This window comes from Pyrobaculum calidifontis JCM 11548, from assembly GCF_000015805.1.
GTDB classification, from domain to species: domain Archaea; phylum Thermoproteota; class Thermoprotei; order Thermoproteales; family Thermoproteaceae; genus Pyrobaculum; species Pyrobaculum calidifontis.
The window spans coordinates 1957487-1977512 of sequence record NC_009073.1 but is presented as its reverse complement, the minus strand read 5'-3'; the positions used below and the strand labels follow the sequence as shown (position 1 = coordinate 1977512).

At 54.9% G+C, this 20026-nt stretch carries 21 protein-coding genes and 1 tRNA gene; 9 read left to right on the top strand and 13 right to left on the bottom strand.

The features are described 5' to 3' along the window. Window positions 1-4 precede the first annotated feature (4 nt). From PCAL_RS11310 to PCAL_RS11300, 3 genes are all read left to right on the top strand, one after another. Window positions 5-799 (top strand): electron transfer flavoprotein subunit beta/FixA family protein, encoded by a 795-nt coding sequence (locus PCAL_RS11310; RefSeq protein ID WP_011850806.1) that lies wholly within the window; start codon window positions 5-7, stop codon window positions 797-799. A 1-nt stretch (window position 800) separates the two neighbouring features. Further along, window positions 801-1841 carry an electron transfer flavoprotein subunit alpha/FixB family protein gene (locus PCAL_RS11305; protein WP_011850805.1) on the top strand — a complete coding sequence of 347 codons (1041 nt, stop codon included), beginning with the start codon at window positions 801-803 and terminating at the stop codon, window positions 1839-1841. A 91-nt stretch (window positions 1842-1932) separates the two neighbouring features. Beyond that, a complete protein-coding gene (locus PCAL_RS11300; protein ID WP_011850804.1) occupies window positions 1933-2706 on the top strand; it encodes a DNA polymerase sliding clamp in 774 nt (257 codons plus the stop codon). Between the two features lie 61 nt (window positions 2707-2767). On the opposite strand, the gene PCAL_RS11295 is transcribed toward PCAL_RS11300, so the two are convergent. The 4 genes from PCAL_RS11295 to PCAL_RS11280 are packed head-to-tail and all read right to left on the bottom strand — an operon-like array spanning window position 2768 to window position 5997. Next, window positions 2768-3061 (bottom strand): succinate dehydrogenase, encoded by a 294-nt coding sequence (locus tag PCAL_RS11295; protein ID WP_226951965.1) that lies wholly within the window; start codon window positions 3059-3061, stop codon window positions 2768-2770. Between the two features lie 56 nt (window positions 3062-3117). Further along, a complete protein-coding gene (locus tag PCAL_RS11290; RefSeq protein ID WP_011850802.1) occupies window positions 3118-3540 on the bottom strand; it encodes a succinate dehydrogenase in 423 nt (140 codons plus the stop codon). Then, complete coding sequence (locus PCAL_RS11285; RefSeq protein ID WP_011850801.1) at window positions 3537-4247, bottom strand: succinate dehydrogenase iron-sulfur subunit; 711 nt, start codon at window positions 4245-4247, stop codon at window positions 3537-3539. Before PCAL_RS11285 ends, PCAL_RS11290 begins: the two co-directional genes overlap by 4 nt. 1 nt (window position 4248) lies before the next feature. Further along, entirely contained in the window at window positions 4249-5997 is a 1749-nt protein-coding gene (locus PCAL_RS11280) for a succinate dehydrogenase/fumarate reductase flavoprotein subunit (protein WP_011850800.1), read from the bottom strand. 94 nt (window positions 5998-6091) lie between these two features. On the opposite strand from PCAL_RS11280, the gene PCAL_RS11275 reads away from it, so the two are divergent. Then, complete coding sequence (locus PCAL_RS11275) at window positions 6092-6697, top strand: hypothetical protein (protein ID WP_011850799.1); 606 nt, start codon at window positions 6092-6094, stop codon at window positions 6695-6697. Between the two features lie 25 nt (window positions 6698-6722). After that, window positions 6723-7154, top strand: coding sequence for a bis(5'-nucleosyl)-tetraphosphatase (locus PCAL_RS11270; RefSeq protein WP_011850798.1), 432 nt, complete (start codon window positions 6723-6725; stop codon window positions 7152-7154). Here the strand turns inward: PCAL_RS11270 and PCAL_RS11265 are convergent. Then, window positions 7144-10887: a S8 family serine peptidase gene (locus tag PCAL_RS11265; protein WP_011850797.1), complete on the bottom strand. Its 3744-nt coding sequence runs from the start codon at window positions 10885-10887 to the stop codon at window positions 7144-7146. The genes PCAL_RS11270 and PCAL_RS11265 overlap by 11 nt on opposite strands. 70 nt (window positions 10888-10957) lie before the next feature. Between PCAL_RS11265 and pth2 the strand changes: the two genes are divergently transcribed. Both pth2 and PCAL_RS11255 read left to right on the top strand, forming a co-directional pair. Next, window positions 10958-11314 (top strand): peptidyl-tRNA hydrolase Pth2, encoded by a 357-nt coding sequence (gene pth2 / locus PCAL_RS11260; protein ID WP_193322733.1) that lies wholly within the window; start codon window positions 10958-10960, stop codon window positions 11312-11314. 30 nt (window positions 11315-11344) lie between these two features. Beyond that, window positions 11345-11542, top strand: a complete 198-nt coding sequence (locus PCAL_RS11255) for a hypothetical protein (protein WP_011850795.1) — start codon at window positions 11345-11347, stop codon at window positions 11540-11542. Here the strand turns inward: PCAL_RS11255 and PCAL_RS11250 are convergent. Beyond that, window positions 11539-13236, bottom strand: a complete 1698-nt coding sequence (locus tag PCAL_RS11250; RefSeq protein ID WP_011850794.1) for a radical SAM protein — start codon at window positions 13234-13236, stop codon at window positions 11539-11541. The two genes, PCAL_RS11255 and PCAL_RS11250, sit on opposite strands and share 4 nt — an antisense overlap. A 51-nt stretch (window positions 13237-13287) precedes the next feature. On the opposite strand from PCAL_RS11250, the gene PCAL_RS11245 reads away from it, so the two are divergent. Beyond that, on the top strand, window positions 13288-13809 hold the full coding sequence (locus PCAL_RS11245; protein WP_011850793.1) for a transcription elongation factor NusA: 522 nt from the start codon (window positions 13288-13290) through the stop codon (window positions 13807-13809). 27 nt (window positions 13810-13836) lie between these two features. Next, the gene (gene aspS / locus PCAL_RS11240) at window positions 13837-15123 is read left to right on the top strand and encodes an aspartate--tRNA(Asn) ligase (protein ID WP_011850792.1); all 1287 of its coding nucleotides are present in this window, start codon (window positions 13837-13839) and stop codon (window positions 15121-15123) included. Here the strand turns inward: aspS and pcm are convergent. From pcm to PCAL_RS11205, 7 genes are all read right to left on the bottom strand, one after another. Further along, a complete protein-coding gene (gene pcm / locus PCAL_RS11235) occupies window positions 15120-15743 on the bottom strand; it encodes a protein-L-isoaspartate O-methyltransferase (protein WP_011850791.1) in 624 nt (207 codons plus the stop codon). The two genes, aspS and pcm, sit on opposite strands and share 4 nt — an antisense overlap. Next, window positions 15743-16783, bottom strand: a complete 1041-nt coding sequence (fen, locus tag PCAL_RS11230; protein WP_011850790.1) for a flap endonuclease-1 — start codon at window positions 16781-16783, stop codon at window positions 15743-15745. The genes pcm and fen overlap by 1 nt, the downstream gene beginning before the upstream one ends. 20 nt (window positions 16784-16803) lie before the next feature. Further along, window positions 16804-17025: a hypothetical protein gene (locus PCAL_RS11225; RefSeq protein WP_011850789.1), complete on the bottom strand. Its 222-nt coding sequence runs from the start codon at window positions 17023-17025 to the stop codon at window positions 16804-16806. Then, the gene (locus PCAL_RS11220) at window positions 17022-19217 is read right to left on the bottom strand and encodes a CDC48 family AAA ATPase (RefSeq protein WP_011850788.1); all 2196 of its coding nucleotides are present in this window, start codon (window positions 19215-19217) and stop codon (window positions 17022-17024) included. The genes PCAL_RS11225 and PCAL_RS11220 overlap by 4 nt, the downstream gene beginning before the upstream one ends. Before the next feature lie 32 nt (window positions 19218-19249). Next, a complete protein-coding gene (locus tag PCAL_RS11215; RefSeq protein WP_011850787.1) occupies window positions 19250-19528 on the bottom strand; it encodes an elongation factor 1-beta in 279 nt (92 codons plus the stop codon). Window positions 19529-19560: 32 nt separating this feature from the next. Beyond that, complete coding sequence (locus tag PCAL_RS11210; protein ID WP_011850786.1) at window positions 19561-19758, bottom strand: zinc finger domain-containing protein; 198 nt, start codon at window positions 19756-19758, stop codon at window positions 19561-19563. Window positions 19759-19908: 150 nt separating this feature from the next. After that, a tRNA-Ser gene (locus PCAL_RS11205) sits at window positions 19909-20008 on the bottom strand. Between the last annotated feature and the right edge of the window lie 18 nt (window positions 20009-20026).

Sequence of the window (20026 nt, the reverse complement as noted above, 5' to 3'; positions counted from 1 at the left end):
GGCTATGAAGATCGTAGTACTCACAAAGGCGGCCGTCCCCCTCTCCTCAGCAATTAGGATAGACCCAAAAACCGGCACCTTGGTCAGAGAGGGAGTTCCACTTACGACAAATGTTTGGGATAGAGACGCCGTAGAGTTTGCACTAAAGCTAAGGGACAAGTACGGCGGGGAGGTGATAGCGCTTTCCATGGCCCCTCCCAGCGGCATCCCAGCGCTGGAGAGTCTCATAGGCATGGGAGTTGATAGGGCAATTCTAGCGTCTGACAGAGTCTTCGCCGGCGCTGATACGTGGGCAACGGCGCACGTCCTTGCAAAAACCATTGAGAAATATGTGCCAGACTACGACTTAGTCGTAGCCGGGGAGGAAACCATTGACAGCACCACGGCGCACATAGGCGCCCAGACGGCCAGCTGGCTTGGCGTACCCTATGTGTACTACGTGTACGACGCCGAGGTTAAGGGGAGGACCTTAATAGTCCGGCGATTTCTCGAAGACGAGGGCGTAGATGAAGTATACGAGGTAGAAATGCCAGCAGTTATATCGGTGCTAAAAGGCTCGCAAGTTCCGAGGGAGACTAGATTGAGTCGAAAGCTCATCGCAAGAGAGCATATACAAATTATCAGCAACAACGATCTGAAGCTAGAGCCTGAATGTGTTGGACTACGTGGCAGTCCCACCGTGGTTGCAGGGCTGGCGCCTGCCACATATCCGCCTAGAAAGAGAGTAGTTATACAAGGCGAGCCGCAGGAAATAGTGAAAAAGCTAGTTGAAATATTAAGGCAGGAGGGAGTTATATAACATGCCCTGCTCTCTCTGGCCTCCCATTAATAAGGAGGAGTATAAGGGAGTTTGGGTGTATTTAGAGCGCGACGGCGATAAGCTGAAAGATGTAGGCCTTGAACTCTTAGGGAAGGCGAGGGAGTTGGCCGCAAAGCTCGGCGGCACTGAGGTAGGTGGGGTAATAGTCGCGGGGACCGAGGAAATGGCACGTGAGGCAATTTACCACGGCGCAGATAAAGTCGTGATCGTCGAAAACCCTGATCTCAGAGTTTACACGCCCGCCGAATATGCGGAGGCAATTGCTAAAGTTGTCGCAAAGTATAAGCCAGAGGTATTCCTAATAGGGGCCACAAAGAGGGGGAGAGAACTAGCTGCGTACATAGCTAATACTCTTATCACGGGCATAACTGCGGACTGCACAGCGCTTGACATAGATCCAAAGACTAGAGATCTGCTACAAATACGCCCAACCTTCGGCGGCACTCAGCTTGCCACCATAAGAACTCCACAGAGGCGTCCGCAGATGGCCAGTGTGAGGCCCGGCGTATTTCCCAAGCCGCCGCGTGACACAAGCCGCGTTGGACAAATCATAGTGGAAAAAGTGGAAATTTCTAGGAGAAGAACTCGCTTGATATCAGTGGAGAAGAGGCTAGAAAAAGACGTGGCAGATTTGCCCCCAGTGGAGTCTTCCGACATAGTGGTGGCCGGGGGGAGGGGCCTCGGCTCTGCAGAGGGGTTCAAGCTGTTAATAGAGTTGGCCAAGCTGTTAGGCGGAACAGTGGGCGCCTCGCTCATGGCTGTACGCGCCGGGTGGGTTCCGCACAATAGGCAGATAGGTCAGACTGGGAAGACTATAAGGCCTAAGCTCTACATCGCCGTCGGAATCAGTGGAGCAATCCAACATCTAATGGGCATGCAAGAGTCTAAGACCGTGATTGCGATTAACCCAGACCCCCACGCCCCCATAATGCAAAACGCGGACTACGCCGTAGTGGCCGACTACAAGCAAGTAATACCGCTCCTCATAGAGGAGCTGAGAAAGATTAAGAGTCAGTCGTAATACCACTCGTCACACATTCGGCGATCGGGGTCTTCTTCACAATACTCTTACATGAAGCTCACTTATATAATTGTCTGCCCAACTTAATCTCATGAGTGTGGCCCGGGCGTTGTTTCCAAAGGGGAAGGAGCCGCGCTACGCCTTCGAGGTACTCATTCGCTTACTGCCAGAGGCCTCGCTCACGTTTACACAAGACGGAATTTCAATAAAGGCGCTCGACCCCACTAAGACCTCTATCCTCGACTTATCCTTCTACGCGGCGAGCCTAGAGGACTACGTCCTAGAGGAGGAGGTCAAGGTGGGCCTCATATTCACCACGTTGAAGGACGTAATAAAGCGCATAGGCGCCACAGAGAAGCTTGAGGTAGAGGTAGACAAGGAGAGGAACAGATTCAACCTCTACGTGTACCCAAAGAGGGGGAAGGAGGCCGGCCTCGTCCGCCGCTTCTCCTTCCCCATAGTCTCAGTCATAGAAGAGGAAATACCAGAGCTTTCTCTCACCTTTGACGCGTCGTTTGAAGTAGACGCAGGTGTATTCGACGACTTGTTGGCCATGGTGGAGGAGGTCTCCGACTGGGTGCAGATCTCAGTCTCGCCGGAGGGGGTAACCATTAGGGGCGTCGGCGAGGGCGGCAAGGCGGCTGAGGCCACGTTGAGTCAAAACGACGAGGCCTTGTTCAGCGTGTCGGCAGAGGAGACCGTGACGGCCAAATACACTGTTGAAACTCTGAGAGACATAACAGGCAAGCTCAAGAGCTTGTCCAAAAGGGTCAAGGTTGAGCTGTCTGAAAACAAGCCCATCAAGCTGACCTATGAGTTTACTACGGGCACTTTTAAGACTATTGTCGCGCCGAGGGCCGATTAGTCAGCTTTGGTGTCTTTCTTCACGGCTCTGTAATACCAGCTCTCATCAACAGTAAAAAAGGCTAGTTCGGTATAAAAACTAGCACGTAGAACATGACGATCCCAGTGACGATCATTATGGCGTTTATTATGACGTCTAACACCCTTCTGCCTCGTTCAGATTTTACAAGCTCCCCTAAGATCCTCCTCATGCCATGCGAGCCGTGAACTACCCAGTCTACTGCAACGATGGCCCATATGAGGCCCCAGCCGATTTTTACAAAGGCGTATGGTATTATCACAAGCGGGTGTGTAGAAAGGGCCTTTTCAAGCGGTATTTTTCCTAAAGCTATCGCCGCCATTATAACCGCCGGCATACCCACCACCATAATAAAAGCACCAACAATCAAAATTAGTCTCTCTGTGCTGGCTCTCATGGCCACACCTCTGAGCCGTATAGCACTAAGTATGTGCCTAAGAGTGTACCCACTACCGTGCCTACAATGGTGAGTGCCATAAGTAGCCAGTTAAGTTTAGACGTCCGGAGCGCAGGTATGAATCTTATGGGTTCACGTATTGGCCTGCCCTTTATTACTCCCAACTCTATTAGCATGATCCTGAGCCCATTGATGCCGTGGAATGCGATTGAGAAGATGAAGAGCGCCGCAAGGGCTCTCCCAATCGGCGTCATGTCGAACTTTAGGGCCTCCTCCCAAGAGCCGTGGAGCAACACGAGGTAGGGCCTGGGGAATATGTACAACACGAGGTAAATGGCGGTTAGTCTGTGAATCGCGAAGTATATGCGCTCCCAGTTTAATCCTCTGAACCACTCCCAAATCCCTTTTCCCGCCCTCATGGCCTCCGCCTCCTAAGTATCGCGCTTTTTAACAGTTGTATTGCATAGCCCGGATCCACCCCCCGCGGACACACGGCACTGCACGTGTACGCCAAATGGCATGGCCACAGCCCATCTTCTGCGTCTATTATTGCTCTCCTTATCTCCCAGCCTCGGTCTCTACTATCAGCGCTCCACCTATACGCAGCCGCAAGAGCCATAGGCCCTAGGAATTTCTCATTAGAGCCCAGTATTGGGCACGCCGCCATGCACAGTCCGCATTGGATGCAATATGCAAAGTTGTAGTACTTCTCTAGCTCCTCGGGCCTTTGTCCAAACTCTGCATCACTCCCGTAAATTTCCTTCGCATCCCTAATTATGTACGGCTTAACCGACCTAACTTTCTCAAAATCCGGCTCTGTATCAACCACGAGGTCCTTTATAACTTTGTGGTTCCAAAGAGGCTCCACGGTTAATCGCGAATCCTTTAGTTCTGAGAGCAACGTCTGACACGCAAGCCTAGGAAGACCGTTTATCACCATGCCACAAGACCCGCAGATAGCCATGCGGCAGCTGTAACGCACAGCCAGCGTCGGGTCTTGCTCCTCCTTAATTTTAAGCAGTACGTCGAGCACAGAAATTCTTTCCGAGGGCACCTCAACCTTGTACTCCTGCCACCAGCTCTTAGACCCGTCGTATCTCTTTACCTTAACTATTACAGACTTCATACTAATACTTCCTCTCCTCTGGCTTCCATTTTGTAATTGTTACCGGCGTATATGTGAGCTTTATTTCGCCTCCGTATAGATACGCAACGGTGTGTTTGAGCCAATTCACGTCGTCTCTCTTGGGGTAGTCTAGCCTATAGTGCGCCCCCCTAGACTCTGTCCTCGTATATGCGCCAATACCTACGACAAGCGCAAGGTCTATCATGCCGTCTACCTCAAGGGCGTCTTTCAGGTTCTGGTTGTACACACGGCTGCCGTCGACAATCTTAAAGGAGGAGGCCGCTTCCCTGAGTTTTTTCAGCTTTGCCAACCCCTCCGCCATCGACGACCCGTGTCTAAATGGGCCAAAGTGCTCCTCCATTATGTCGTTCAGCTGCCTCTTTATTTCGTAGGGAGTGGGGGCGTTAGTCTCTCTGTGGATGAGTTTGTCAAAGACCCGTGCCTCCTCTTTCTTGGCTATGTCTAGTAGTTTTCCATCGGGCTCTGGCAGTGGGGCCTTCTCCATGGCGTATTTCGCCGCCTGCTCTCCCGTCAGCCTGCCCCACACGGAGCACTCGCTTAACGAGTTGGAGCCGAGCCGGTTTGCGCCATGTACGCTGACGGCCGCTGCCTCGCCGGCAGCCCACAAGCCCCTTATCCACTCGCCGTTCGCGGTTAAGACACGGCCCCATGTATCTGTGTGAATGCCGCCCATGGTGTAGTGCACGGCTGGTCTAACTGGGATAGGCTCAGACAATACATCTACGCCAGCGTACTTATGCGCCAGCTCGCGGATGAATGGAATTCTGCTATTAATCTTCTCCTCGCCTAGATGCCTAAGGTCGAGGCCCACGTAGCACATGCCAGACTCGTGCTGGAACCCCCTCCCCTCGGCGCACTCGGTCAAAATAGCCCTCGACACAATGTCTCTGGGGGCCAGCTCCATCCTCTGGGGGGCGTACCTCTTCATAAACCGTTCCCCCTCCTTATTTATTAGGTAGCCGCCCTCCCCCCTCGCCGCCTCGCTCACCAAAATGCCGCTGGGGACAAGGGCCGTGGGGTGCCATTGGACAAACTCCATGTCCTTTATCGCAATGCCCTCCCTAAGTGCGTATCCCAGGGTCTCCCCCGTGGTGGAGTGAGCCGTTGTAGTAAAGCGGTACAGCCTCCCCGCACCTCCAGTGGCTATGATGCCGGCTTTCGCATAAAAGAGTTTAAACTCGCCGCTCTTGAGGTCGTACGCCGTCACGCCTTTAAACTCGCCGCCTTCCACGATCAACTTTGTGACAAAATGCTCGTGGTACACGTGGATGTTTTCAAACCTCCTAGTCTCAGAAAAGAGGGTAGACATTATGAAGAACCCCGTCTTGTCCGCGGCGAAGGTGGTGCGCGGTATAGTCATGCCGCCAAAGGGTCTTTGGCTAATTCTCCCATCGGGCTCCCTAGTCCAAGGCACTCCAATTCTCTCCAAGTATCGGACCTCCCTAGGCGCATATTCCACAAGTACCTGAACCGCGTCTTGGTCGGCAAGGAAGTCGCTCCCCTTCACAGTGTCGTAGGCATGTAGCTCCAGGGAGTCCCCAGTCTTCTCTGGATACAGCACAGCCGACATGCCCCCCTCGGCAGAGCCGCTGTGGCTCCTCATGGCCTGTATCTTCGAGAGAATCGCTATTGAGATCTTGCCGCCGCTTGCCCAAGCCGCCGCCGTGGCGGCCCTAAGCCCAGCAATGCCAGAGCCGATAATCACTAAATCGTATTTGAGAACCTCCATGGAAAAACCCCAACTATAGATACTTAACATTATATTCGACTACCGTCTAATAGACCCCCACTTAACGTTTTTAATTACATTTCCACAAAGAGCAGTGTCGTTAATTGTGGCCGCAGTTAGAGAAGAAGGCGTAGATACATGCGACGGCCAAGTACTAGCTAGGTGTTGCATAGGCGACATATGTGCAGATGTCCCCGTCAGCAGTGGAATTAAGCCCGGGGTCTACAGCATAGAAGAGGCCATGAGAGACGAGCGGCTTAGAACATGCCTAGAGGTGTTAAACAGGCAGAGAGAGCGCGGCATAAGGCGGCTTGCCACCTGCCGCGCCAAAGAGTCTGAGAAATGCGTAAGGAGGCTAACTGAGTACGTCCTCTCCAGATACGGCGGGCCTGTGATGCTGGTTGGGCTCAACAACAAGGTCGCCGCCGCCCTCTACTCCATGGCCTATGTACTCGTCGCCTCGGAAGAGGGACGCCCAGTGCCACTGGACTTAGTAGATGCCTCAAGCGTAAAGGGGTGGATAGGCCAGGTAAAAGCAGTGGTTGTGGCCCCCGGCGCACTCACAAGCGCCCAGTTGCTGGAACTGGTAAACGAGGCCAAGGCCCACGGCGTGCCCGTGATAATGTATGGCGCACTCTCTGTGCTTTACAAAGACCTAGGCATAGAATATTTCTGTCCATACGGCATAAGAGTAAAGTAAATATACTGACACATAACAATAATAAGTGAGATACTTTGAGCGCTCCGCAGGCGCCGTGGTATACGCCGTAGAAGCCGACAGAGTACTCTACCTACTCTTACACGGAAAATTCGGCTGGGACTTCCCCCACGGCCTCGTACGCCTCTACGAAACCGACGAAGTAGCCGCCCTCAGAGAAATCCTAGAAGAAACAGGGCTCATAGTCTCCCTCGTCCCACACTTCAGAGAAGAGATCGTATACAGATACTCAAGAAAGGGACGCACAATATACAAAGAGATAATATACTTCTTGGCCAAAGCCAGCTCCCTAGACGTCACACTCTCAAAAGAACACGATGCCTACCTATGGGCCACCAAGGAAGAGGCACTCAAGCTAGTGGCCAGAGACGAGACAAGACAAGTACTATTAAAAGCGGCTAAAAAAATCTTGGAGATTGAAAAATTGGCTAGCCAATAACGCTCACCCCCTCAACCGCGTACCACGGATATCTGCCGACGTTACTCCCGCTCGTCCTATACCACACGGCGTACTGAGGCGCGTAGAGAAGCGCTACGTAGTCCACAAACACTGGGGTCCTTATGTACAACATGTTAAACCTCAAGTCAGTCCCGACGATGAACATCGGCACCACAAACCCGCCGCCCATCACAGTGGCGAACTTGTGAGCAAGCAAGTAGTCGAGGGGTGGCCTACTGAGAGTAACTCTGACAAACGGCGAGGAGGTAAATATCACCGGCACATCGCCGCCCTCTATAAACGGCCTCACTTTGCCGCTCACAGCCTCAGACGTGGCGCAACCACCATACAGAGACGACCGCACTACCACGGTGAAGCTACGGACTCCGTCGACCGGGTAAGAGGCAGACATCGTGGTGTATGCATAGCCGGCGACTGAGATAGGCACGGCAAACGACGCAGATGGCACAGCGACCAGCCTAGTTGTGCCGCCGACGCCCGTCCAGTAGAACTTACCGCTGCCAATATACTGGTGGTAGGTGACACCCTGGTTCCAGAAGTACCCTGCGAAGAAGCCGCCATCAGTTATCGTGTAAAGTATCAGCGAAGTGTTGGCGCACATCCAGCTGAAGTCTATGTACAGCCCCCTCGCCAATGTCGGCGTAGATATATAGTAGACACGCCAGTCGCCAGACTCATACCTCCAAGCCCAGTCGTTCCCGCCACGTAGCTCACTGGCGTTGTACCACCAGTCGGATGGTCTGCCAGTCAGGGCGAACTCAGAGTTGACGGGCACGCTCTGTCTAGCCACGTAGCTAATCGGAACCACATACGTAGTCCCATTAATCGTGAAGAGCAATATTCTCTCATAAGCCGTGGGCGCCGCATTTGCAGGCGGCCTAACCACAACTGTGAAAGTGTAGCTCTGACGCGGCTGAAGCACCACCCTAGTAGGAATCACTTGCACATCGGGGGCAGGCGCCCTCTTAAACGCCACAACCTCAAGCGTGACTGGCACAGACGGAGGATACGGACTTGTAACGGGCCTTATGTCTATTCTGACCACCAGCTTTTCGTTCGGCGCCATTCTAGCGCCGAGCCTCGCCACTGGGACCTCAACGGCAGTGCCCCTCTGATAGCCATAGTTATACCAAGTAAGCTCATTAACCTCTGGAGCGCCGTTGTTGTTCAAATCAGTCCACCCAAACACCCAGAGAACAGGCCTAACATTCATGTTATAGTCAAACTCAGGGTCGAATGCGCGGAAGGGATACGAAATTCTAAACACAACTAAATCGGCTTGCTTCAAAACAGTCTCGTCGATCCCCAGCGAAGACATCGTGAAATATCCGCCGAGAGTTCCAACGGGTATATTCCGTGTGACAGTCTTCCTATAAATTGGGGTCAGCGTCACCGCGCTGACGCTGACGTCTAGTCTAGAACTCGTCGAAGTCACTGTGACAGTCCCAGTGGCTTGCCCTCCTGGCACCGTGGACAAGTAGAGACTTGTCATGCCTATCTGCGGCTGTGGAATAGTTGACATTTGCAACTGTCCCTCCCACTGCGTTGTCAGAATGTTGTTAAGGAAGTAGCCGAAGTATAGCGGGATGTTGATCCTCCACTGGAAGTTCCAAGAGGCGCCCAGGTTCACCTGAGAGTTTGTCCTAAACAGTGCCAGTGGGGCCTTTGGAGCTGGCAGTCCGAAGTAGGCCCTGGCCGCTATTACGGCGGCTGTGGCGTTGACGAAGCCGTGGCCGGCGGTAAACGGCGTGTAGCCTATGTCCACCGCTGTGCTTGCCAAAATTTGTTTAACCAAGAAGGGATCAACGGTGGCGGGGTCTCTGGCGTCGGCCACGGCGCTTAACACTAGGGCAACTACGCCGGCGGTGAGAGGCGTGGCCTGCGAAGTGCCTCCAAATGTGCCCCAGTTCAAGCCCACGGGGTACGCCGCTATTCCAAAGGCTCCCACGTTTACCACGTCTGGCTTCACATAGCCAGCGGGGGTCGGCCCCCTCAGAGACCAGCTTATGATGTCGCCCCACCTGTACCCGTAGAACGGTGTGCCTAACGCCCGCCAATAGTGTCCACTTGTGGCAGCTCCCACTGTTATTGCGCCGATGGCTGCGCCGGGGCTTGTTATTGTGCCAAAGCCGTACCCACCGTTGCCGCCAGCATGCACTATTATAATGCCGGGGTAGTTCCTATCGAGGAAGCCCGGCGCCACGAGCCCGTTTATGACGGCTGACTCAAAGTCGTAGCCAAATGCGGCGTAGTCGTATATGAACGATGAGATGCCCCAGCTGTTGCTTATTACATGTGCGCGCTTCTGGCCAGTCCAGTACCACCTGCCGTCTTGTCCCACGTCGAAGCCCGCGGCCCACATCATGCCCGGCTCCACCATGCCGGCCCACAGCCCCTTGACGCCGAGTACCTTGGCTCCCGGCGCTATGCCCACCAGCCTCTGCTGGCCTAAGAGGCCGAGGTTGTAGACTGCCTTGCCTCTGCCGGCGGCCACGGAGCTACAGGCTGTGCCGTGGCTGTCGAAGTCGTAGAATATGCTGAGGTAATTCCCGTCCAGGTCCCAGCCTGGGTAGAACTTGGCATATACGTCAAACCAGAGTCCCCAGTCGTAGAAGTAGCCGCCTGCGACGCCTAGGCTGACTGTGGGGGCCGCGGGGTTGTCGACGATTAGCCTATTGCCGTAGTAGCGTAGCTCTGGGTCATCTGTAAAGTCGCAGTTTTTGTTGATGTCGACGCGCGCCGCGGTGTATATGCCGGGCTGGTCTGGGTCGTACATGACGACGCCCACGTTGACATATCCGCCGTACCAGGGTATGTAGAGGTTAGTCATGCCGAATTTGTACACGCCGCTTCTGCTAGGCAGGCCGGCCACCTTATAGTTGCACTGCGCCGTGACGCTGTATATGTCTACGCCGTCAATCACGTTGAACTGACGGTTCGCTGTCTGTAGGTAGCCCCCAGACGCCGTGAGGCCGACTAGCAAGATCACTTGGGACTCGTCTGCGTCTAGCACAAGCGGCTCCACTGACGCCACTTGGGTCAGTGGGATAGACCCCGGCTGTCCCCTCAGCGTCTTGTACTGTAGCGACGTCCCGGAGAGGGCTATGGAGGCGGCGATTATCTCTCTGCCGTCGCTGGTCTTGATGAGCCACGCCAATGCGTCTTGTAGATCTGGGTGGCCGTAGTCGACGCCGGTGTCTACTACGGCGATTACCACGCCTGTGCCGTTTACGCCGAACAGCTCTTGCACTTTAGCGGCGCCGATTATCTCCCTCATGACCGGCAGAGTGGGCATGGGGGTGCCCTCTGCCAAGTTGCGCGCCTCGTCGAAGAACTCCCTCGGGGGCACCTCGGGCACTACTTTCACATAGGCCAGTTGTACATAGGGGGACTGGACCAGCGCCTTTAGCCCAGAGGCCTTCCCCCTGTAGTACAACACGGCGCCGGCGTCTGACGGCCTGCCGGTAAGCCTTATGCCGTTGACGGAGATTGAGACAGCCGCCACCTCTCTGCCTCCGACCTTTGCCGTGACCTTCTTCACGTCGGCTTTCCACTGTGCCGCAAAGGCGTTGAGGTCTGATACCACGAGCTTGGCGAGGACTTGTGAGTCTGTTTCCAATACGGCGGGGTTTGCCCCAGAAACTTTTACCGCCTGGGCGTAGACAAGAACTGCGGCAAGCAGTAGAACCGTTATTACCAGTTTCCGAGCCATAAAATGCGGTTTGATGTTGTATTTAAGTTTTGTGCGTTTTACTTATTTTTTGTCCCGTTTCTTGCCTAGTGTGAAGATGTCGATTGTCGTTAGGCGGGATTTGGGCATGTCTTGCGGCAAGGCGGCGGCGCAGGCCAGCCACGCGGCCGTGGAGTGCGTACTGCTCGCCCAGAATAGCGGCAAGTGGCGCCGGTGGCTCGACCAGTGGCTTGGGGAGGGGCAGAAGAAGATTGTCCTCGCCGTCGAGGGCGTCGAGGCGCTTTACGAGCTTTACAACAAGGCCAAGTCGCTCGACTTGCCCACCGCCGTCGTAGTAGACGCCGGCCTCACAGAGTTGCCGCCGGGCACGCCGACGGCCATGTGCGTGGGCCCCGCCCCAGACGAGCTGGTGGACGCGGTGACGGGCAAGCTGAAGCTCTATAAGTGACATTTATAAACCGGGCTTTCCCCCGCCCATGTGAGGCTCGTATACGCCTATGCCGGGTTTTCGCTCGGGGTGGCCGCGTTCTTCCTCTACCTCGCCGCGGCGGGCCTCAGGACGCCGGACGTGCCCCTAGGCGGCTACTTGGTAAACCTCTTCGACATAGTCGTCTTGGCGTTTATCGCCTTCACAATATACGTGGTCTACAGACTGGGCGCCCAGAGGCGGCCCTAAGCAGTTATGTACTTCAAGTACTCCCCCTCTCCCACCCTCCTCTTAACCTCCTCCACGCTTTTGTAGGGCCTCCCGCTCGCTATCAGCCTCGCCTTCTTCCTATCGAGGCCGGGCAAGTGGCTGAGCGTCCTTACGTCGGCCTTGTTTACGTCTACTGGGTAGGGGAGCGCGAGGACGCTTCTAGACCCGTGGTCCACTACCACAACGTCGATATACCTTCCGAGCTCTACACGCGTGGGGATGTAGGCGAGGAGCGGGTAGGACCCCACTTGCCTGGCGTAGGTGCCGCCGTGGTAGTGCACCTCTGTAAACACCTCTCTCAGCACGGTGCCTCTTGGGACTATGCGGCGCAACATCTCTCTGTCGAAGACTTCTCTAACCCACGTTTTGAACTGTTGAAAGAGGCGCTTGCGCTCTCTAAGCCTCGCGGTCAGCTTCTTGGCCATGGGCCACAGGCGCGACGTGGGGAACACCAAGACTTGCCTTATGTTCACGCGCCTAACTACCAGCCCCCTCTCTAAGACCTGCCTTAGAAACTCCATGTTAAGCCGGTACGTCTCCGCAGTCTCCCCTGGGAGCCCCGCCACGAAGTTTATGCCGGCGAGTATGTACGGCATCCCGTTCTTGCCTCTCACAAAGCCTATCCTGGTGAAAAGCTCTATGGCCTCTAGAGACTGTTCAGGCAGGGTCTTCAGGTTGTTGATCTTAATCACCCTGGGGTCCGCCGTTTCTATCCCCATGGCGGCTACGTTGCCGGGGGTCCCGTACTTCATCAACAGCTTTGTAACCTCGGCCGACTCCTGCTTCCATGTGGCGACGGTGCCCGGGTTTACGTTGTCTATGTGCAAAGTCTTGAGCCCCGGCGCCGCGCTTCTAATCCCCACCAGCAGACGCTCTATGGCGGCGGGGTTTGGCCTAGGGAAATCCTCCTTCCCCACGTCGTGCGCCATATAGGCGTAAAAGTCAGCCTGGCGGCCCAGGCGGAAGTGGACCACGCCCGCGTTATACAACGCCTCCACCTCCTCCACCACGCCCTCTATGGGCCTCGTGGACACTGGGCCATAGGCCACCGTGGTGCAGAAGGAGCACCCGCCTGAGACAAAGCGCGGACACGACCTATACGTCTCCAGCTCAACTATCAAGTTCTTGCCGTAGTTCGGGTGCTGTGTTACAATCCTTGCGCCGAGCTTTGCAAATACGTCGACGAGCCTGAACCCCTCATGCATCTCCGAGGGGGCGGCCCGCTCTGGCCCATCCTTTAACGCCCTGTACACTACTAGATCCACGTCTCCGCTTACTACTATGTCGTAGTAGCGGCGGAATTTAGAAGGCGGAACAGCCACCGTCCCGCCCTCTATGCCGTAGCCGAACTTGGCCACTGGGCCGCCCAAGATTTTCAAAGGCCCCTCCAGCCGCCCAATGTCGAGTATCTCGTCGAGGGTAATGGGTGTGCCGCCTAGGTACTTTCCGGGCGTCGTTATCCCGGCCACTACGACCACCACGTCGAATTTCGAGAGCGTGGAGAGGGAGGTCGGCCAGTCTTGCCTCAGCTGGTCTATTGTGAAATAGCGCACCTCCTCTGCGCCTGCGTAATAGGCGGCGCCTGCCACATACCTTGCATACACGTCCAAGTAGGGGGGCACGCCGAGTCCCGCGGGCTCGTCTGTGTAGCCGTCTACGATGGCCAGCCGCACGGCGTATAGGTGTTTTAAAAAATATTTAATCTCTCTAGATTAAGTGCGGCGATGGTTAAGATACCTTTTTGCGAATTCTGTGTAAAGACGCGCGTGTTGTGCCACAAGTGCCAGTCGCTGTTGGACAGCGGGAGGTATCAGTGGCTAGACGTGGAGGTGAGCGACGCGTTGTTGAAGGTTGGGCATAAAATAAATCTCTCCGACGTTGAGTATGTAAAATCCTACGAGGTAGACGACTTGGTTATTGTATTTATGAGGAACGTGAAGCGCCTGCCTAGGGGCGCCTTTATGCAACTGGAGAAGGAGCTCGCCTCTCTTCTTGGACGTGGTGTAAAAGTTGTGGAGTACGGCTCTGTGAACGAGGTGATTGCCCAGCTCGTGTCGCCTGCTAGGCTTTTGACGATTTCTACGTCGTGGTTGCCGGACGGCACGACGGAGACGGTTGTAAAAATCCCCTCGCGGGAGCTGAGGCGGTTGCCTATAAAGCCTGAGCGTTTGCAGGCCATAATTAGCCAGATATCTGGGGCCAGTGTAAAAGTCGAGTTAGTGAGAGAGAGGGAATTGAGGGCTTAGCTTTTTTACCTAGTCTTCTCCTCCTCTGTGCCTCTCAAATTGCACTGGACTTCGGACGTTACTCCGGAGAAGCACGGCGCAGAGGTTGTAGTTGCTGGCTGGGTGTGGGAACTGCGCGACTTGGGGCGGGTGAAGTTTCTGGTTGTCAGAGACAGAGAGGGCTTTGTGCAAGTCACGCTTAAGGCGGGGAAGACCCCTGAGCACCTCTTGAAAATGTTTGGCGAGTTGAACAGAGAGGACGTGGTGTTGGTTAGGGGAGTCGTTGAGGCTAGTAAAATCGCGAAAAGTGGTGTCGAGATTTTTCCAAGTGAGATAACTGTTTTGAACAAGGCCAAGCCTCTGCCCTTGGACATTTGGTCTGAGTCTCCCGACTTGGCCACGCGCCTGAGGTGGAGGTCTGTGGATTTGAAAAGGCCGCGCAACTTGGCGATATTCTCCTTTGCCTCAGACGTGCTTAAGGCTATCCGCGGCGTGTTGTACGAGGAGAAGTTTGTGGAAGTGTTTACGCCGAAGATTATAGTGACTAGCACCGAAGGCGGCGCCGAGCTCTTCCCAGTGCTCTACTTTGAGAGAGTGGCGTATCTCTCCCAGAGCCCCCAGCTCTACAAGGAGCAACTAACGGCGTCTCTTGAGCGAGTGTTTGAGATTGGCCCCGCTTACAGGGCCGAGAAGCATAACACGGACTTCCACCTCAATGAGTTTATCTCGGTGGACGCAGAGGCCGCGTTTATGAACTACTGGGACATCATGGGCCTCCTAGAGAAGATTGTGCACCGGCTGGCCGAGGTGGCGGCGTCGGCCGCCGAGAGGCTGAGGGCCGTCGGCATCTCGCCTCTGGAGCTCCCGCGGTCTAAAATTCCAAGGGTTGAATACGGCGAGGCGGTGGATAAGCTGAGGCAGATGGGGTACTCTGTGAGCTGGGGCGACGACTTGACTGTGGAAATGCAGAAGAGCTTGATGAAGCTCTATGGGCCGGTGTACTTCATAGTGGACTTCCCAGCCGCGCTGAGGCCCTTCTACACCAAGAGGAAGGAGGGAGAGCTTAGCGAGTCCTACGACTTGATTATCAACGGGTTAGAGATAGCCTCTGGAGCCACGAGGATACATAGAAGAGACGAGCTAGAGGAGGAGATGCGCCGCCGCGGTCTTGACCCCAGGCTGTTTGAAAGCCACCTCTCCGTCTTTGACTACGGCATGCCTCCGCACGCGGGGTTCGGCTTGGGATTTAACCGCCTCGTGACGGCTCTCTTAAACCTCGACAATGTGAGACACGCCACGCTGTACCCAAGGGACAGGTATAGAGTTGAGCCCTAGCCCTCTCTGAGGGGGACGAAGAGGACGTATGTAACCGCCTGTCTCTTAACCTTCCCCCCGCTCTTCACCACTTTGTACAACACCTGTCCCACCCCCTCTTCTACTGGTATCACCATGACTCCCCCCTCTCTCAACTGTTCCACCAACGCCTTTGGAATCTCAGAGGCAGCTGCGGTTACTAACACGGCGTCGAAGGGAGCATGCCTCTCAAGCCCCCGTCTGCCGTCTCCGCGGTATACTTCAACTACGCCGAGGTATCCCAACCTCTCTAGGTTCTGCGCGGCGAATATGGCGAGCTCTCTCACTATCTCCACCGTGTACACTTTGCCCTGTCTCTCTATAGCCTCTGCGCAGACAGCCGCGTGATAGCCAGACCCAGTGCCCACCTCAAGTATCTTCATGCCGGGCCTCGGCTCGATGAGCTCGCACATCATGGCCACCATGTGGGGCGCAGAGATTGTGGCCCCGGCGAAGAGGGGGAGTGGCCTATCTTCGTAAGCCATCATCCTATACTCCGGAGTCACAAACTCCTCACGCGGCACCTTCAGCATTGCGTTTTTTACTCTCTCAGACTTAATCACGCCCTCCTTTACTAACTCGGCTACCAGCCTAGCCGCCATTAGAAAAACGCGTCGAGAGACGTTGTCTTAACCTTCCCCCTGGCCTTAGCCAATCTTTCCAAGGCCTTGGCCACTCTCTCCTGTGAGAAGTCGTGCTCTTCGACGAGCAGTTCCACGATCTTTCTCTCGTCGGGGGTAGAGAGCTCTGTGCTGTACTGATCTGTGACAGGCGGGTTTAGGAAGAACTCCCTAATCTTAAGCGGGTCTACGGGGAATTGCACGCCCTTTAGCACGGTCTGGAGGAGCTTCTCTAGGCTCCCGAACTCCCATATGAGCTTGAGCGCCTTCTGAGGCCCCACACCCGGCACCCCCTCTGGGTTGTAGTCTGTGCCCAAGAGTATCGCCAAGTCGATTAACTGCTCCCTGCCCTTCAGCTTGAGCGATTTAAGCACAGCGTCTAGCTCTATTAACTCTGGCGAGAGCTCCACCACCTCCTCCCCTACCTTTCTCTTGGGAGACACGGCTAGGTTTCTAACTAGGCGGGGCGAACCGAAAAGCAGAGAGTCGTAGTCTTGGCTACCCACGGCCCAGCAGTGCCCCCTCTTGGCCATGTGGGCGGCCTGCGCCTCGCCCTCGCTTGGGGCTTGCACCCACGGGATACCCATGTAGGTCAACAACTTCTTTGCATCTTCCACCATCTCACTCGTCAAAAAGATCGCCCTCTTTGCGTACTTGGCCACGTCTTCCCTCCTCCCCTCCCTTATTGCCTTCTCCACCTCTTCCAAAGCCTTCTCCTTGGCCTTCTTCCGCTGTTCAATCTCTAGGAGCTTAAATTCGGGGGGCTTCCCATCGAATACATACACAGGCTTAACCCCCGCCTCTAGTAGGTTTATCGTGCGGTAAAATAGGCCGGAGAGGTGGCTGGTTATACGCCCCGCGCGGTCCATAAGCGGAGTTCCATCGGGCTGGCGGATAGACGCGAGAAATTGGTAAAGCGCGTTGTAGGCGTCGAGGGCAACGCACTTGCCGGCCAAACTTTCCAGCTTTATCTCACGCCTAGCCTCTTTTCCAATGAGTTTGCCTAGCTCAGTAACGCCCATGTATATACAACAACTAAATATTATTTACGCTTGAAGACTTGGAAAACCTCTCTATTCTCACGCCTCACCCGCCTGACGTAGATCTTTTTATAAATCTCAAGCGTCATGAGAGCCTTAGCCAACTCCGAGTCGCTTATCTGTACGCCGGCCCGCGCCAATACGGACTTAATATCGTCGCTTGTGACACTTTCCTGTCTCCTCAGGAGCATCTCCACGACGTTTCCCACAGTGGTGAGGATCATAGGTACAGCGGAGGCGTTGCCCTGGCCTTGGTCGGAGTAGTTAACTGTCTGGCGCGCTCAAGCCAAGACTCGTAGAACTTCAACATGTCGGGAGTCACAGAGGGTCTAACTTTCTTAAGCGCCTCCTCGAAGTGGCGCATGGAGACCTCCTTTGTGTCTATGTTTTCGCGAAGCGCGAGGAACGTCGCCTCTCTTACCAAGAGCTCTAAATCTGCGCCTGAGTAGCCCTCAGTCCTCCTAGCTATCTCCTCTAAGTCCACATCTTTGGCCAAGGGGGTAGCCCTGGTGTGTATGAGCAAGATCTCAAGCCTGGCCTTAAAGTCGGGGGGCGGCACGTATATAATTCTGTCAAATCTGCCCGGCCTCAGCAACGCGGGGTCTACCAAGTCGGGGCGATTTGTGGCCGCTATTACCACCACGTTCTCCAGGGCCTTTATGCCGTCCATCTCTGCCAAGAGTTGTGCAACAACCCGCTCACTTACGAGAGAGTCCCCGCCAAGCCCCCTAGCCGTGGCCAGCGCATCAATCTCGTCTATGAATATAACGGCCGGAGCCGCCATACGGGCCTTTCTAAAGATCTCTCTGACCATTTTCTCAGACTCGCCCACCCACTTGGAGAAGATCTCCGGCCCCCTAACTGCCACGAAGTTGGCCCCAGACTCGGTGGCAACGGCCTTGGCTAAAAGCGTCTTCCCAGTGCCTGGCGGGCCGAACAACAGTATGCCCTTGGGGGCCCTCAGGCCGAACTTCTTAAAGCGGTCGGGGTACTTAAGAGGCCACTCCACGGCCTCCCTCAGCTCCTGTTTTACATTTTCAAGGCCCCCTATGTCGTCCCAGCGGACCCGCGGCACCTCTATGTGCACCTCTCTGAGGGCAGAGGGGATAATCTCCCGCAACGCGCCCATGAAGTCGGCCATTGTGACCTTGATTTTCTCAAACACCTCGGGGGGTATAGAGGGTTGGTTCAGGTCAATAAGCCCGCTCTGAATAGCCCTCCTCAACGCGCTCATAGCCGCCTCCCTCGCCAAGGCGGCTAAGTCGGCCCCAGTGAAGCCGTGTGTAATCTCGGCGAGTTTTCTCAAATCGACGTCGGGCCCCAGAGGCATGTTCCGGGTATGTATAACAAGTATCTCATACCGGCCCTTGAAGTCGGGAGGATTAATCCAGATCTCTCTGTCGAATCTTCCCGGCCTTCTCAACGCTGGGTCTACTGCGTCTGGGCGGTTTGTGGCTCCTATGACTATTACCTGTCCTCTTTCTTGTAGTCCGTCCATTAGGGTGAGGAGCTGTGCCACTACTCTCTTCTCCACTTCGCCGGTCACCTCCTCTCTCTTGGGCGCTATGGCGTCGATCTCGTCTATGAAGATGATTGCGGGGGCGTTCTTCTTAGCCTCCTCAAATATCTCTCTCAGCCTAGCCTCAGACTCGCCGTAGTACTTAGACATGATCTCAGGCCCGTTAATGGCCACGAAGTAGGCGTTAGCCTCGTTGGCCACGGCCTTGGCCAAAAGCGTCTTCCCAGTGCCAGGAGGCCCAATAAGCAGAATGCCCTTAGGCGGCTCTATGCCCAAGTGCTTAAAAAGCTCAGGATGCCGAAGAGGAAGCTCCACAAGCTCCCTAATCTTCTGCTTAGCATCCTCCAAATCGCCGATGTCCTCCCAAGTCACGTGCGGGATCTTGACGCCTGACACCGGTTTTTCAAATATCTGAATCTGCGTGTCGTCGTTTATTATGACAATGGAGTTGGAGGGCTTGGTCTGAATTACTTGGAATGTGAGAGGCTGGCTAAGCACGTGGATTTGCAACATGTCGCCCTCAACTACCACGTACTCCCTCAACCTCTGCTTAATGTACTGCAGGAAGTTTGCATCAACGGCGATGGTCATAGACACGGGTGCAAGCTTTACAAACGCCGCGGGCTTTGGCTCGACCCTTCTCACTCTTACAGTCTCGTTGAGAGCCACGTCGGCGTTCTTCCTAAGTATGCTGTTCATCCTAATTACGCCCTTGCCCCTATCCTCGGGAAGGCCGTTCCACACCTTAGCGGCAGTCCTCCTCCTCCCAACGATTTCAACCACGTCGCCCACCATTATCCCCGCCCTCTCCATAACCTCGGGGTCTATCCTCACCACTGGACGATTAGCGTCCCGTGCCTTGCTCTCGAGAACTCTTAATTCAATCCACTCACTCACGACAAAAAGTTCGAACTAGGTATAAAAACGTGTCAGAAGCTCAGCCTGCTGAAATACTCAAGCTCAAAACCACCGACGCCCTCCACAGAGCGGAGAATCTCCTCCACCTCGTCAGAGCTATACTCGTCAGACTCGGGCATCCTAATGTAGAACCTAAGAGCCTTAATGCCAAACCCAATCTCCTCCACCTCCACCTTGTCAACCTTATACTTTGGCGCAAGCCTATTGACTATCGCCTCTTTCAACTTTTCAACGTCTACCTCAACGCTCTCTGGGAGAACCCTATATACTAACGCCACTTCTGCCGACATGGGTACGCCAAATTCGCAAAGCTATAAAAGAGTTACGGCCCTACAAACCCACACTCAGGACACCTATACGGCACCCCAAGCTTCCGCGCCCTAGCACTTCTCACAATAGTCGTCTTCCCACAGTTAGGACAAGCAAAAACCACCCCCCTCTCCAACGGCGCCAAAGGCCAGTTTGTCGTCGAATCCGCTGGAGGCGACGGGCCATAGATACGAGCACCCCTAATCGACATAGGAAGCCAAGACAGGCGCGGTATAAAAACTTTACCAACCCGCGGCCAAGTCTAATAATTCGACCTAAACGCTAACACAGCGTCGACGATGCGAGTACAGAGATCTTTTCCGCATTCTACTTTTAGTCGCAAGACAAGGGAAATTTGACACGCCGGGGGTGGGATTTGAACCCACGCCCCCTGAACGGGGACGGGATATCCCCGCCTTAGCCCTCGAGTCCCGCGCCTTGGGCCGCTCGGCCACCCCGGCGCCTCTATTTGAGTATGT

Bases quoted from the DNA above. Each gene is read 5' to 3' on its own strand.
- PCAL_RS11265 (WP_011850797.1), bottom strand. From the start codon at position 10,887: ATGGCTCGGAAACTGGTAATAACGGTTCTACTGCTTGCCGCAGTTCTT.
- PCAL_RS11305 (WP_011850805.1), top strand. From the start codon at position 801: ATGCCCTGCTCTCTCTGGCCTCCCATTAATAAGGAGGAGTATAAGGGA.
- PCAL_RS11290 (WP_011850802.1), bottom strand. From the start codon at position 3,540: ATGAGGGCGGGAAAAGGGATTTGGGAGTGGTTCAGAGGATTAAACTGG.
- PCAL_RS11285 (WP_011850801.1), bottom strand. From the start codon at position 4,247: ATGAAGTCTGTAATAGTTAAGGTAAAGAGATACGACGGGTCTAAGAGC.
- fen (WP_011850790.1), bottom strand. From the start codon at position 16,783: ATGGGCGTTACTGAGCTAGGCAAACTCATTGGAAAAGAGGCTAGGCGT.
- PCAL_RS11210 (WP_011850786.1), bottom strand. From the start codon at position 19,758: ATGTCGATTAGGGGTGCTCGTATCTATGGCCCGTCGCCTCCAGCGGAT.
- PCAL_RS11300 (WP_011850804.1), top strand. From the start codon at position 1,933: ATGAGTGTGGCCCGGGCGTTGTTTCCAAAGGGGAAGGAGCCGCGCTAC.
- PCAL_RS11215 (WP_011850787.1), bottom strand. From the start codon at position 19,528: ATGTCGGCAGAAGTGGCGTTAGTATATAGGGTTCTCCCAGAGAGCGTT.
- PCAL_RS11245 (WP_011850793.1), top strand. From the start codon at position 13,288: ATGGTTAAGATACCTTTTTGCGAATTCTGTGTAAAGACGCGCGTGTTG.
- PCAL_RS11310 (WP_011850806.1), top strand. From the start codon at position 5: ATGAAGATCGTAGTACTCACAAAGGCGGCCGTCCCCCTCTCCTCAGCA.
- pcm (WP_011850791.1), bottom strand. From the start codon at position 15,743: ATGGCGGCTAGGCTGGTAGCCGAGTTAGTAAAGGAGGGCGTGATTAAG.
- PCAL_RS11280 (WP_011850800.1), bottom strand. From the start codon at position 5,997: ATGGAGGTTCTCAAATACGATTTAGTGATTATCGGCTCTGGCATTGCT.
- PCAL_RS11225 (WP_011850789.1), bottom strand. From the start codon at position 17,025: ATGATCCTCACCACTGTGGGAAACGTCGTGGAGATGCTCCTGAGGAGA.
- PCAL_RS11295 (WP_226951965.1), bottom strand. From the start codon at position 3,061: ATGCCGGCGGTTATAATGGCGGCGATAGCTTTAGGAAAAATACCGCTT.